Raw genomic sequence first — 13,915 nt, 5'->3', positions numbered from 1 at the left:
ATGAATGAGTCTGCCGGAGAACCTGCCGCTTGAAAATCAGGCGGTCTTGATTTTGCGGTAGTCCTGCATGAAGGCGCCATCAGGAAATCCTGATGCGCCGGCCGCCCGCCGCTACAGGCGCATGACGGCAACGATGCCGATCTGGCGGTCGTTGATCCAGGCGCTTTGCGGCTGTGTCGTCACGCCATAGTAGGCCGTGCGGACGGTGCGCAGCAGGTTCGTGCCTTCCAGCGCCAGGCTGATGCGGTCGTTGAACCGATACGCGAGCGATGCGTCGAGCCAGCCGTAACCGCGCATATAAGTCGGCAACGTGGCGCCGCCGACGACGCTGGTGTATCCGCTCAGGAATTTATCGCGCCAGTTGTAGGCGATCCGGGCCGATATCGCGCCTTGTTCGTACATGCCGACCAGATTGGCGCTGCGCCTGGAGAGGTTCGGCAGGGGCTGGTCGCCGGCGGCGCCGTCCGACATCGCGCTGTGCACATACGTGATGTTGGCTTGCACGCCGAGTCCGCGCATCCATCCCGGCAGGGCGTCGAAGAATTGCTGGTAGCCGGCCTCGGCCCCCGCGATGCGCGCCGCGTTGGCGTTGTGCGGCCGGCTGATCTGGTACACGGCGCCGTCATGCGTTTCCGGCGCGCTGACGTTGGTGACGAAGCCGTCGACATGCTTCAGGAAGACCGTCGCATACACCGAGGTCGCCGGACTGAAATAGCGTTCGGCCGCCAGGTCCCAGTTCGTGGACCGGACGGCTTTCAGGTCCGGATTGCCGGCGCTTCCCTTGTTCAGCGACGGGTCGATGGCGTTCGAGATCAGCGTCAACGAGGGCGACAGCTGGTTGAAATCCGGCCGCGTGATCGTCTTCGATGCCGCGCCGCGCAGGTACATGCCGTCGCCCAGGCGATAGCGCAGGTTCATGCTCGGCAGGACATCGGTATGGCTGTCGTCGACGTCGACGGGCGCGACCGCGTGGCTCGTGGGCACCGTTTGCGCCCCCGACACTCGTTCGCGGGTATGGACGACCCGCAGCCCGGCATTGCCGTCGACCGGCGTGTCCGCGCCCTTGAACGTCGCCATCACGTACGCGCTCTGCGTGTCTTCGCGGATCGCCCAGAGGGTGTCGGGACTGGCCGACGCCGGTATCGGCGCGGTGATGCCGAAGGCGCCGCGCAATCCGGCGGCATCGCGGGCCGTGGCGAGATCGCCCACCAGGAACGTGCCGATGCCGGGCACGCCCTGGCCCGGGAAGAAATCGCTGTACGGGTTCGGCATCAGGTAGCCCGGCTTGTCGGTTCCCTTGAGTCCGGTGACGTCCGCATCCGCGAAGACGAGACCCGGCGTGTTGCCGGCACTGCGCCGGGCCAGGCGCACGCCGGCGGACACGGCGTCGAAGACGGCATGCGCCAGGCGATAGTCGCCGTCGAGCCGCGCGGCGGTCAGGCTGCCGTCGAACGGACGCGTACGGTATGCGACGCCCGCGTAGCGGTAATTCGCCGGGTCGAGCAGATTCGTGCCGGCGACGGCGGTGCCGGGGATGTGCGTCGATAAATCCTGGGTGAAGCTGGCGACGTTACCGCCGAGATAGGGGCCGGAATAAAACAGCTGGTCATGGCTCGACGTGTGGCTGACGTCGGCCGTGAGCGTCAGCGCGGTGCCGGTCCAGCGCCCGCCGGCCGCGACCTGCCGCGTGCGGTCCGATGTGTCGCGTGCGAAGCTCAGCACGGAAAACGGCGCATTGGTCCAGGTGATGCTTTTCAGGTCGTTCGTTCCCGGAAACAGGACCGGGCTTCCCGCGACGAACGTGGGCGCCGCCGGGACGTTGATCTGGTGCGAATCCTGCAGCGTCTTGAATTCCGCGTAATTCCCTTCGGCATACAGTTCGAGTGCCTGGTTCGGACGCCATTGCAGGGCGAAGGCGCCGGCGTTGCGCTCGCGGTCGCCGATGCTGGTGGTTTCCGAAGTGCCATTTGGTACGATCACGGCCTGCCCGGGAACGATATCGTTGCGCGTCAGCGGATTGCCGGCCGACTTCTGGTCTTCGCGCCAGGCGCGCTTTTGATGCGCCACGTTCACGAGCACGCCGAATTCGCCATGATCTGCCGTGTTCCAGCGGTCGCTCGCCAGGAAGGACAGCTGTGGCTGCGTATGCTTGACGAGATCGCCGTGGATCGCGCGCACCGAACCGGCGATTTGCCGCCCGCTGAAGTCGAACGGGCGCCGGGTACGCAGGTCGATCGTACCGCCGACGCCGCCGTCGAGCAGGTTCGCGGACGACGTTTTGTAGACGTCGATGCCGGCCAGGAGCTCGGCAGGTATGTCGGCAAAATCCAGGTTGCGGCCCGCGCCGGCCGTGAAGACTTCGCGGCCGTTGAGCGTGGTTTCCATTTGCGTGAGGCCACGGATCGCCACACCCGCGCCCTCGCCGCGATCGCGCAGGATCTGCACGCCGGTGATGCGTTGCAGCGCGTCCGTGACGTTAATGTCGGGCAGCCGGGTGATGTCTTCGGCGACGACGGCATCGACGATCCCGATGCTGTCGCGCTTGATCTGCTGGGCCGATACCAGGCTCGCGCGCTTGCCGCTGACGAGTACCGCAGGCGGCGGGCCCGAGGCGGCATCGCCCTCCGCCGGCATGGGGCCCTGCGCATGGGCACCGCCGGCCTGGAGCGTGGTCAATGCCGCCATCGCGGCCATCAGGCGTTTCTTGAATGAGGTGTCGTCTTGCAAGTGTTCTCCCAGGCGGCGCGCCGTTCCAGAGTCGCCGTAATATGATGGGGAGAATTCTACCTTACAAAAAAGAAATATTTGGACGTTTCCCGGGCCGCGCCGGCCCGGCGGCCCTCAGGAATCGCTGGTCAGGTCTTTGTCGGACCCGGCGTCGACGGGCAGCGGTTCGCGCTTGTTCTTGTCGTTCAGGCGGCCGATGGCGCTGTCCAGTGCACGCTTGAGCTTGGTGATGGCGCCCGAGATCGACAGCTGCAGGTTTTCCGCATGCGCATGCACGACGACCGGCGCATAGCCGGACACGAGCGCTTCCATCATGCAGTAGTTGCTGCCGTCCTCGTGTTTTTCGCGGTTTTCGTTGCTCAGGTGGACGTCGACGCGGCGCACGTGGTCGCCGAAACGGCCGATCGCCTCGTCGACCTGGGTCCGGACGCGTTCGTCGAGGCCCTGGTGACGCTGGATCGTGTTGTCGGTGTTGACATTAACTTCCATAAACTCCTCCAAAAGTGGTCATATTTGCATCGATGTTACACACTCCGGCGAAAACCCAGCGCGCCGCACGCGCGGCTCAGGAATTCACGAGACTGGCCGCGATGTTGACCGAGAGGCCGAGGATCACGAGGTTGAAGAAGAACGCCAGCACGCAATGGCCCAGCACCAGCTTGCGCATGGCGCGCGTCTTGACCGTCACGTCCGACGTCTGGACGGCGACCGAGAGCGTGAACGAGAAGTACAGGAAATCCCAGTAGTTCGGCTGCGTGTGCTGGTCCGGGAATTCCAGCGGCAGCGTGTGCTTGCTGGCCGTGTAGTACAGGTGCGCGTAATGGAAACAGTACATGACGCCGACCAGCAGCCAGGAGCCGATCACGGTCAGCGCCGTGAACGCGTAGTGCAGGGCCGCCACGTGCTCGGATGCCTGCTTCATGTTCGCCAGTTCGGTCACGATGGCGTAGACGCTCAGGATCGCGCCGACGATCACGGCGCCCAGCACCGCGCCGCCGCTTTCGTCCTGCCGTTCGGCGATGGCGCGCACCCGGCTGTGGTCGGCGCGGAACATCGTCCACGTCATCGTCAGCAGGTACGACCACACCCCGCTGTTCCAGCCGATCAGGGCGCGCCGCAGGCCGGTGTAGTGGTTTGGCGCGAGGACCCCGACCGCCACGCCGAGCAGGAGCGCGCCGATCAGGTAGGGACGGCTGCGGATGAAGCGCGTCAGGAAGCCGGGTTGCTCCGGCGGGCGGGCGTCGTGGGGGAAGCGCTTGTCCATCATCCGGCCTTGGCCTGCGCCGCGCGTTCCGCGTCGTGGTGCGGGAAGCGGTCCATGCGCGACAGTACGGGGAACAGCTTCATCCACGTGCCCGTGACGACCAGGGTGGCGACGCCGCCGAACACGATCGCGCGCACGAGGCCGAACCAGCTGGCCGTGAGGCCGGATTCGAATTCGCCCAGTTCGTTGGAGGCGCCGATGAACACGGCATTCACGGCGCTGACGCGGCCGCGGATCTCGTCCGGCGTTTCGTACTGGACGAGCAGGTGGCGGATGTAGACGCTCACCATGTCGCCGGCGCCCAGCAGGAACAGGGCGCCGAGGGCGACGTAGAAGCCGTTCGTGACGCCCATCGTCACGGTGGCCGCGCCGAACAGGGCGACGCCGCCGAACATCCAGGCGCCGACCTTGCGCGTGATGGGCCGGAACGCCAGCGCGATCGAGCACAGCGTGGCCCCCGCGCCCGGCGCCGTGCGCAGCAGGCCGAGGCTCGTCGGGCCGGCATGCAGCACGTCGTGGGCGTAGGCCGGAAGCAGGGCGGTGGCGCCGCCGAACAGCACCGCGAACAGGTCGAGCGAGATGGCGCCCAGCACGATCGGACGCGACCACACGAAGCGCAATCCCTCCAGCAGCGTGTGCCAGCTGACGGGCGCCTTGTTCCGGGCCTGCGGCGCGCTCCTGGTGCGGGCCATCAGCAGCACGGCCACGGCCAGCAGGGTGCTCGACACGGCGTAGACGACGTTCGGCCCGAACACGTACAACAGGCCGCCCAGCACCGGACCGACGATCACGGAAACCTGGAACGTGGACGAGCTCAATGCCACGGCCTGCGAGAAATCCTGCGTGGAGACGAGGTTGCGCAGCACGGCCTGCGAGGCCGGCATCATGAAGGCGCGCGCGCTGCCGTACAGCACGAGCACGGCGTACACGGGCCAGACGGTCGTGCTGCCGGACAGCGTGAACGCGACGAGCAGCAGGCTGCACAGCAGCTGGGTGCACATGCACAGCAGGACGATGTTGCGGCGGTTGTGGGTATCGGCCACATGGCCGGCCCACAGGATGAGCACCAGGAAGGGCGCGAACTGGGCCAGGCCGATGAGGCCGAGGGCGAACAGGCTGTGGGTGATCTGGTAGACCTGCCAGCCGACGGCCACGCTTTGCATCTGGATGGCGAGCGTGCCGAGGAAGCGCGAGGACAGGTAGAACGAAACGTTCGGGTTGCGCAGGACGGCAAGACGGCCTGTCGGAGAAAGCACGGACATAATTGGGGAAATGGACTGGCAGGAATGCAACCCTCATTGTGCCTGATGTCGGCGAACCGCGCTGTCAATGCGTTGGGTGGGCACACCGTGCCCACGCGGACGCCGGCGAACCGCGAACGTGCGCGGGGGCCGCCCACCGTACGGTCACGGAATGGCCGTAGGGTGGGCACCCCGTGCCCACGGCTCGCCGCTGCGTGCCTATTTCTTGACGAACCTGACCGCGAACTTGTCGTCCGGCGCACCCTTCATCTCGAAGAACGGCTGCTCGCGCGGATCGGACGGTGCGCGCAGGTAATCGCTGCGGGCGTCGACCTTGAAGCCGGCTTTCGTCACCTCGTCGACCAGCGTGTCCTCGTCGATGCGGTGCAGCGTCTTCGTGGCCGTCAGGCCGCTGCCCTTCTTGGCCGAGTTGTCGACGATGACGAGATGGCCGCCCGGCTTGAGCGCGTCGTACAGGTGCTTGTTCATCGCGGCGCGGTCGGTCGGGGTGTTCGCGATGTCGTGGTAGGACATATTGATCGTGACGAGGTCCAGCGGCGGCGTGCCTTTCGGGACCGGATCGTTGTAGTCCGCCACGACCGCATGCAGGTTCGGCAGCGTGGCCTGGCCCACGCGCTGTTCCAGCTTCGGATTCGGCTTCGCATTCTGGGCCCAGACGGCGCCCTTGCTGCCCACGGCCGCCGTCAGCAGCGCCGCGGTGGCGCCGCCGCCGGACGCGACGTCGAGCACCTTCATGCCCGGCTTCACTTCGGCGAACGTCAGGAACTCGCCCGATTTGCGGTGCGCGTCGGCCTTGCGGTCGTCGTCGCTGCGGATCGGGCTGGCGAGGACGGATTGCCAGTTGCTGCCCGCCTGGTCGGCGGCGTGGGCGGGGAGGGCGCCCGTCAGCAGGGCGGCCGACAGGGCAAGCAGGACAGGGGCACGGCGGAGCGTCTTATGCATTTGTTTGACCCTTTCTTGTTGGGGAGCCGGCCGGGCGTGGCCGGGGCAATCGCGACCATACTCCAAATTCTTGTCGAGATATACAAGAATCGCATCTGCATGGATGCCCCTGTCCGCGCATCACGGCTGGGCCAGGTCGGCCTCCGTCGTGAAGGCGTCGGCGTAGAACTCGTCGTCCGGCAGGCCGCACCGGGCGACGTAGTCGCGCCGCGCCGAATCGACCATGATGGGCGCGCCGCACGCGTACACCTGGTGGTTGGACAGGTCGGGAATGTCCTGCATCACGGCCGCGTGGACGAAGCCGGTGCGGCCCGTCCAGCCGTCTTCCGGCAGGGCGTCCGAGATGACCGGCACGTACGTGAAATGCGGCAGCTCGCGCGCCCATTGTTCGCACAACTCGTGCATGTACAGGTCCTGCGGCCGGCGGCCGCCCCAGTACAGCGCGACCGGACGTTCCGACTTCAGGTGGACCATATGCTCGACGAGCGCCTTGACGGGCGCGAAGCCGGTGCCGGACGCCAGCAGCACGACCGGCTTGGCGGAGTCTTCGCGCAGGAAGAAGGTGCCCAGCGGGCCTTCGAAGCGCAGGATGTCGCGTTCCTTCATCGCCCCGAACACGTGGTCCGTGAACAGCCCGCCCGGCAGGTGCCGGATGTGCAGTTCGATGGGGCCGCCCAGCGACGGCGCGCTGGCGATGCTGTAGGCGCGGCGCTTGCCGTCCTTGAGCATGAATTCGACGTACTGGCCGGCGCGGTAGGCGAGGGCTTCGTTGGCCGGCAACTGCAGCGTGAGGACGACCACGTCCGGCGCGGCGCGGCGGATGCTCGTGACGCGGGTCGGCATCTTGCGCACCGGGTACTCGCTGCTGCCGCTCACTTCGCGCGCTTCGATCACCAGGTCGCCCTCGGGGACGGCGCAGCACATCAGCGCATAGCCCTGCAATTTTTCCTGGTCGGAGAGGGCGCGCGCCTGGTGCGGCTTGTGCTGGATCGTCCCTTCGACGACCTTGCCCTTGCACGAACCGCAGGCGCCGTTCTTGCAGCCGTACGGCAGGCCGATGCCGGAACGGATCGCGGCCGCGAGCACGGTTTCGTCCCCCGCGCAGTCGTAGTGATGGCCGCTGGGCTGGACAGTGATCTGAAACGTCATACAATCCTCGGAATGAATACAAAAAACAATGTCAGGTTCAACAAACCGCGCCTCCTGATCGTGGGCTGCGGCGATGTCGGCATGCGTCTGGTGCCGCTGGTGCGCGAGCGCTTTCGCGTGTTCGCCGTGACGAGCCAGCCGGCCCGTGCTAGCGCGTTGCGCGCGGCGGGCGCGGTCCCGGTCGTGGCCGACCTCGACCGGCCCGAGACGATGAAACGATTGGTCGGATTGGCGCAGTGGATCGTGCATCTTGCGCCGCCTCAGCAGGACGGTGCGCTCGATTTGCGCACGCGCAATTTGACCGCCATTTTACCCGAGGGCGCGCGGCTGGTTTATGTCAGTACCACGGGCGTCTACGGCGACCGCGGCGGCGCGGCGACGCCCGAGACGACGCCGGTGGCGCCGCGCAACGCCCGGGCCCGCCGCCGCGTGGACGCCGAGCGCGTCCTGCGTGCCTGGGCCGTGGCCAGCGGGGGCAAGGTGGCGATCCTGCGCGCGCCCGGCATTTACGCGGCCGACCGCCTGCCCATCGAACGGCTGCAGCGCGGCACGCCGGCGCTGGCGCCGATCGACGACGTGTACACGAACCACATCCACGCCGACGACCTGGCCCGCCTGTGCGCGCTGGCGCTGTTCCGTGCGCGGCCGGGGCGGGTGTACAACGCGTCCGACGATTCGCGCCTGAAGATGGGCGACTATTTCGACCTCGTGGCCGACGCCTTCGGCCTCGCGCGGCCGCCGCGGCTGGCGCGGGCCGAGCTGGAGAAGGCCGTGTCGCCGATGCTGCTGTCGTTTATGTCGGAATCGCGCCGGCTGGACAATCGCCGCATCGGGACGGAGCTGCGCGCCCGCCTGCTGCATCCGCATGTCGAAGCGGCCGTCGCCGCGCTGGCCCGGGCGTCGAAATAAGGGCGGCTTAAGCATTTCGCAACTGATCCATGTATCATTTGGGTTCGCCGTAGAGCGACCATATAAATAATCTATATTTCCCAAAACTGGCTGATTTTCCATTATCCCTCTCGGGTCATGGAGAATTTCCCATGGATGTCACTGCGAAGGACCATCAATGCCCATCAGACGGATACCGGAGGGCGCCGAGTACGACCCGAACCAGGTGCTCGACGCCATCATCAACAAACTCAAGCTCAAGAACGACGCCGCGCTGTCGCGCGCGCTGGAAGTGGCGCCGCCCGTGATCAGCAAGATCCGCCACAACACCCTGCCGATCGGCGCCACCATCCTGCTGCGCATGCACGAGGTGTCCGACTACAGCATCCGCGAGCTGCGCGCGCTGATGGTGCGGATGGACGGCGCGACCGGCGCGGCCTGAGCGGCCTTAGCGGCCTGAGCGGCCTTAGCGGCCTGAGCGGCAAACAAAAAAGATCCGCCCCGGGGTACGGGGCGGATCAGGCTGGCGCCGCCTGCGGGGGAGCGGCCGCGCCAGGAGGACTGCGGGACGCGGTGGCGTCCCCGGACCTCAGGCGGCAGCCGCGATCGCGGTACGCGGACCGGCGCACCATGCGGTGGCGGCGCTGATGACGTTGCCGGTACGTTTCGCCTGCACGTCGATACGCGGACCGGCGCACCATGCCGTGCCGGCGTTGACGGCGCCTTCGGCACGCTTGGCCTGCGCGTCGATACGCGGGCCGGCGCACCATGCTGTGCCGGCGTTGACGGCGCCTTCGGCACGCTTGGCCTGCGCGTCGATACGCGGGCCGGCGCACCATGCTGTGCCGGCGTTGATGGCGCCTTCGGCACGCTTGGCCTGTGCGTCGATGCGCGGGCCGGCGCACCATGCGGTGGCGGCGTTGACGGCGCGTTCGGCACGTGGGCCTGCACACCATGCGGTGCCAGCGCTGACGGCGCCTTCGGCACGCGGTCCGGCACACCATGCGGTGGCGGCGTTGACGGCCCCTTCGGCACGCGGTCCGGCGCACCAAGCGGTGGCGGCGCTGACGGCGCGTTCGGCACGTGGGCCTGCACACCATGCGGTGCCAGCGTTGACGGCCCCTTCGGCACGCGGTCCGGCACACCAAGCGGTGCCGGCGCTGTCGGCACGCGGTCCGGCACACCACGCGGTCCCGTTGCCGGCGCCGTCCTGGGATACCGACGCTGCTGCGGCTGCGGCGCCCGGATAGGCTTCGCCGAAGGTGGCTTCATACAGTTCGCGCATGCGGTCGCCGCTGTCGAGACGGAACTGTTCGTCGTCCTCGCCGCGCATGCCGACGTACGGATAGTGGTGGAGGAAGTAGCCGAAGGCCTGTTCGCAGTCGGCGGCGTATTTCATCGTGTCGAGGATGTGGTAGTGCCAGAACGTGTCGACGTCGACCAGCGGCGCGGTGTCTTCTTCCGGATACATCTTCATCAGGCACAGGAAACGGCGATATTCCTTTTCCACGGCATTGGCCTTCTCCAGGCTCCAGCCTTCGCCCGATGCGACGTGCATCAGTTTCATCTTGATCGGTTCCAGGTCGAGTTGCATCACGGCGTTGATCAGGTCATTGGTATTCATGGTCATCCTCATTAGTAATTGTTGAGTACTACTATCCCTAGTTATGGTGTTAAGCGGTGAATCGACTGCCTACGAACAATATTTTCACGAAGCATGTGATGACATCGGGCAACACGCTATCGAATTTACGGACGTGTCTTACACGTGCTCAATGTAGTTGAGGCAATTCACCTAGTTATTGATATTTGTCAAAGAAACAACATTTATTGATGAGTCGGCTATGCAAAGTTGATCGAGCAAAGTAGGCACATCAGGACGAATATCCTGCGAGCATGACAGAAAAATGAGGAGGGTGGCGCTAGATGACAGCCGAGCCCGATCCATGCGCGAGCGGATCGCGCATGGCAATTTCGGGGCCGCCGATGACGGGCGCCGAGACGGTCACGGTCGTGCCGCCGTCCGGTTCGCTGAAGACGGCGCAGGTGCCGCCGAGGATCACGATGCGCTCCTCGATGCCGACCAGGCCGAACGAACCGTATTTGTTGCGCCCGCCCGGCGGCAGGCCGCATCCGTTGTCGCGCACCGTCAGCGACAGCCAGCCGCCGTTCAGGCGTAGCTCCACCTTTACGCGCGTCGCGTTGGCGTGGCGGACGATGTTCGTGAGCGATTCCTGCAGGATGCGGAAGAAGGCCGTCGCGCAGTGGTCGGGCAGGGCGATCTCGCCGTGCTCGTCGTGGATGTCGCACTGGATGCCCGTGCGGCGCTGGAACTGGTTGACCTGCCACTCGACGGCCGCCGACAGGCCCAGGTCGAGCACGGTCGGGCGCAAGTCATTGATGATCTGGCGCACGCTCTTGATCGTCGTGTCGATCTGCCCCAGGGTCGCGCGGGCGCGCTTGTGCAGGTGGCTGTGCGTGCCTTTGGTGCGTCCGGCCAGCAGCTCGGCCTCGATGCGCAGGGCGAGCAGGCTCTGGCCGAGGTCGTCGTGGATCTCGCGCGCGATGCGCTTGCGTTCCATTTCCTTGATCTGGTAGGCGTGGTCGGCCAGGCGCCTGAGCTTCTGGTGCGACAACTGCAGCTTGCCCTGGCTCTCGCGCAGTTCGCTCGTCATTTCCTGGGCGAGCGCGAGGGCGGCACGGCGCGACGACGTCAGGATGTGCAGCAGGGCGTACAGCATGACCGAGCCGAGGAAGCCGAACGCCATCATCAGCTTCGGGTAATAGCCGTCGAATTCCGTGTAGAGCGAGGACTTCGGGACGCTGTAGGTCGTCTTCCACAGACGGCCATTGAATTCGAGCGGCAGGGTCGTCCTGAACACGGTGTCGTCTTCGTCGAGCGGCGGCGTGGGATTGTCCGGGGTGCCGCGGCTGTCGAACAGGGTGAGCAGTTTGTTGGAGGCGTCCCGGCCCTGGGCGTCCAAACCTGGTCCCACGTCAAACAGGGTCATGCGCAGGCCGGAAATCGGGACTTCGTCCATCACACCGTGCAATAGTTTGCGGACGCTGAATGCGATGCCGAGGGAGCCGGTATAGGCGGCGCGGCGTTGTTCCACGGTATCGAGTCCGGCGCCGAAACGATAGATGGGCATGCGCATGCCCAGATAGATATTGTTCGGACGGGAGAGCACCTGGATCGGCGTGCCCGCCGAAAAAATCTTGCCGCGGTCGCGCTCTTCGATCAGTTGCGTTCCGAAATAGCGGTTGGCCATCAGGTCGACGCCATAGTATCGGCTGCCCGGCGGAGCCGGTTCGATGAAGGCCACGACGAGGTAGGACGACCGGATGCCCGGCGGCGTGATGTCCAGCTCGACGGGCTTGCCGAAAATGCGCGATACGTTCGTGCGCAGGTCGTTGACGAAAGCGTCGCGCCCGCCCTGGGGCACGTAAACTGCAAAATTGATGTAGTCGACAGCGGGGAAATTACGGGATAAATCGAGCCCGTGTACGAATTCGTTGAAGTTCTGGTGCGTCAGGACGTTGGTGCTCTGGATCATGCTGCCCGTGGAGCGCAGCAGGTCTGTGTACGATTTCACCCGAACATTGATCACGCTTTGCGCGTGTTTCGCATGGCTGACGAAGCGGGCCTCGGCATCGCTCTCGATCGAACGTGCAGTGACCATGTACAGCAGGCCGCCGACCAGCGAGGACAGCAAGGTGCCGGCCCAGAACGATAACCGGGTGACCGAAAATGCGTCTCTCAGTGTCGTTGCCATGAAAATCCCATTTCCAGACCTTTCCGGCGCGCGCCGGTCGTGCAATGTTAATTATTTGCAACTTACGCGCGTTAGATATTTTGCGAACCTAGCAGTTCAAAGAGTTGTCGTTACCGCTGAACAAATGAAATGACCCGTCCGGTGGCAGGGGACGGGTCGGCTGGCGAGCGCGGGGTGCCGCATGTGGCACCCCGTGTCGGGCGTCAGGCCGTCAAGTGTGCATCCTCCTTGATGCGGGGGCTGGCGCAATAGGCCGCTTCGATGCGCGGGCTGGCGCAGTAAGCCGTTTCGGCACGCGGGCTGGCGCAATAGGCGGTAGCGGTCACCGCGCCGTCACCACGGCCGGCCTGCGCCTTGACGCGGGGGCTGGCGCAATAAGCCACTTCGATGCGCGGGCTGGCGCAATAAGCCGTTTCGGCACGCGGGCTGGCGCAGTAGGCGGTAGCGGCCACCGCACCGTCGCCACGGCCGGCCTGCGCCTTGACGCGGGGGCTGGCGCAGTAGGCCGTTTCGGTACGCGGGCTGGCGCAATAGGCGGTAGCGGCCACCGCACCGTCGCCACGGCCGGCCTGCGCCTTGACGCGCGGGCTGGCGCAATAAGCCGTTTCGGTACGCGGGCTGGCGCAATAGGCGGTAGCGGCCACCGCACCGTCGCCACGGCCGGCCTGCGCCTTGACGCGGGGACTTGCGCAATAAGCCATGTCGATGCGCGGGCTGGCGCAGTAGGCCGTTTCGGCACGCGGGCTGGCGCAATAGGCGGTAGCGGCCACCGCACCGTCGCCACGGCCGGCCTGCGCCTTGACGCGCGGGCTGGCGCAATAAGCCATTTCGATGCGCGGGCTGGCGCAGTAGGCCGTTTCGGCACGCGGGCTGGCGCAGTAGGCTGCTTCGATGCGCGGGCTGGCGCAGTAGGCGGTGACAGCACCGGCTTTGCTGTCGAGCGGCATGTCATTCGTCGCCGGTGCGGCCAGCGCGCCCGGATAGGCTTCGCCGAAGGTGGCTTCATACAGTTCACGCATGCGGTCGCCGCTGTCGAGACGGAACTGCTCGTCGTCCTCGCCGCGCATGCCGACGTACGGATAGTGGTGGAGGAAGTAGCCGAAGGCCTGTTCGCAGTCAGCGGCGTATTTCATCGTGTCGAGGATGTGGTAGTGCCAGAACGTGTCGACGTCGACCAGCGGCGCGGTGTCTTCTTCCGGATACATCTTCATCAGGCACAGGAAACGGCGATATTCCTTTTCCACGGCATTGGCCTTTTCCAGGCTCCAGCCTTCGCCCGATGCGACGTGCATCAGTTTCATCTTGATCGGTTCCAGGTCGAGTTGCATCACGGCGTTGATCAGGTCATTGGTGTTCATGGTCATCCTTATGAGTAATTGTTGAGTACTACTATCCCTAGTTATGGTGTTAAGCGGTGAATCGACTGCCTACGAACAATATTTCCACGAAGCATGTGATGACATCGGGCAACACACTGTCGAATTTACGGACGTGTCTTACACGTGCTCAATGTAGTTGAGGCAACTCGCCTAGTTATTGATATTTGTCAAAGAAGCAACATTTATTGCTTAATTGGATGCGCAGACGCTAAAGGATAGGGTAGGCGTATCCGGAAAGGATAGCCGATGGGAATGAATGCCGAGGGAAAAATGTTAAATGAGGGAGGAGCCGGCGTCGTGCTCGAGCAGCTCGCGAACCGGGTGTTCCAGTTGCCCGGCGACGGGCGCCGAGACGGTCACGGTCGTGCCGCCGTCCGGTTCGCTGAAGACGGCGCAGGTGCCGCCGAGGATCACGATGCGCTCCTCGATGCCGACCAGGCCGAACGAACCGTATTTGTTGCGCCCGCCCGGCGGCAGGCCGCATCCGTTGTCGCGCACCGTCAGCGACAGCCAGCCGCCGTTCAGGCG

General features: G+C 65.5%; 12 protein-coding genes. 2 read left to right on the top strand and 10 right to left on the bottom strand.

The window, feature by feature from the left end; translation table 11 throughout:
- Nucleotides 1-111 precede the first annotated feature (111 nt).
- From U9J41_RS18140 to U9J41_RS18115, 6 genes are all read right to left on the bottom strand, one after another.
- Complete coding sequence (locus tag U9J41_RS18140; RefSeq protein WP_322403568.1) at nucleotides 112-2,727, bottom strand: TonB-dependent receptor; 2,616 nt, start codon at nucleotides 2,725-2,727, stop codon at nucleotides 112-114.
- A gap of 114 nt (nucleotides 2,728-2,841) precedes the next feature.
- Nucleotides 2,842-3,216: an HPF/RaiA family ribosome-associated protein gene (locus tag U9J41_RS18135; protein WP_322403567.1), complete on the bottom strand. Its 375-nt coding sequence runs from the start codon at nucleotides 3,214-3,216 to the stop codon at nucleotides 2,842-2,844.
- A 76-nt stretch (nucleotides 3,217-3,292) separates the two neighbouring features.
- Nucleotides 3,293-3,994 (bottom strand): DUF1345 domain-containing protein, encoded by a 702-nt coding sequence (locus U9J41_RS18130; protein WP_322403566.1) that lies wholly within the window; start codon nucleotides 3,992-3,994, stop codon nucleotides 3,293-3,295.
- A complete protein-coding gene (locus U9J41_RS18125) occupies nucleotides 3,991-5,253 on the bottom strand; it encodes an MFS transporter (protein ID WP_322403565.1) in 1,263 nt (420 codons plus the stop codon). Before U9J41_RS18125 ends, U9J41_RS18130 begins: the two co-directional genes overlap by 4 nt.
- Before the next feature lie 198 nt (nucleotides 5,254-5,451).
- Nucleotides 5,452-6,195 carry a class I SAM-dependent methyltransferase gene (locus tag U9J41_RS18120; RefSeq protein WP_322403564.1) on the bottom strand — a complete coding sequence of 248 codons (744 nt, stop codon included), beginning with the start codon at nucleotides 6,193-6,195 and terminating at the stop codon, nucleotides 5,452-5,454.
- 120 nt (nucleotides 6,196-6,315) lie between these two features.
- Nucleotides 6,316-7,344, bottom strand: coding sequence for a CDP-6-deoxy-delta-3,4-glucoseen reductase (locus U9J41_RS18115; protein ID WP_322403563.1), 1,029 nt, complete (start codon nucleotides 7,342-7,344; stop codon nucleotides 6,316-6,318).
- Between the two features lie 12 nt (nucleotides 7,345-7,356).
- On the opposite strand from U9J41_RS18115, the gene U9J41_RS18110 reads away from it, so the two are divergent.
- Nucleotides 7,357-8,253: an NAD-dependent epimerase/dehydratase family protein gene (locus tag U9J41_RS18110; protein ID WP_322403562.1), complete on the top strand. Its 897-nt coding sequence runs from the start codon at nucleotides 7,357-7,359 to the stop codon at nucleotides 8,251-8,253.
- A 157-nt stretch (nucleotides 8,254-8,410) separates the two neighbouring features.
- Nucleotides 8,411-8,674: a hypothetical protein gene (locus tag U9J41_RS18105; RefSeq protein ID WP_322403561.1), complete on the top strand. Its 264-nt coding sequence runs from the start codon at nucleotides 8,411-8,413 to the stop codon at nucleotides 8,672-8,674.
- 147 nt (nucleotides 8,675-8,821) lie between these two features.
- Here U9J41_RS18105 and U9J41_RS18100 read toward each other — a convergent pair whose 3' ends face one another.
- The 4 genes from U9J41_RS18100 to U9J41_RS18085 form a co-directional block, all read right to left on the bottom strand.
- Nucleotides 8,822-9,856: a hypothetical protein gene (locus U9J41_RS18100; RefSeq protein ID WP_322403560.1), complete on the bottom strand. Its 1,035-nt coding sequence runs from the start codon at nucleotides 9,854-9,856 to the stop codon at nucleotides 8,822-8,824.
- Nucleotides 9,857-10,154: 298 nt separating this feature from the next.
- Nucleotides 10,155-12,008, bottom strand: a complete 1,854-nt coding sequence (locus tag U9J41_RS18095) for a sensor histidine kinase (protein WP_322403559.1) — start codon at nucleotides 12,006-12,008, stop codon at nucleotides 10,155-10,157.
- A gap of 203 nt (nucleotides 12,009-12,211) precedes the next feature.
- Nucleotides 12,212-13,366, bottom strand: a complete 1,155-nt coding sequence (locus U9J41_RS18090) for a hypothetical protein (protein ID WP_322403558.1) — start codon at nucleotides 13,364-13,366, stop codon at nucleotides 12,212-12,214.
- A gap of 294 nt (nucleotides 13,367-13,660) precedes the next feature.
- Nucleotides 13,661-13,915: sensor histidine kinase (locus U9J41_RS18085; protein ID WP_341850618.1), on the bottom strand; the 255-nt coding region annotated here is incomplete at its 5' end.

This window comes from Massilia luteola (genome assembly GCF_034420155.1).
In the GTDB taxonomy this organism is placed as follows: Bacteria; Pseudomonadota; Gammaproteobacteria; order Burkholderiales; family Burkholderiaceae_D; genus Telluria; species Telluria luteola.
The sequence above is the reverse complement of the archived record's forward strand: the minus strand, read 5'-3'. Positions and strand labels throughout refer to the sequence as shown.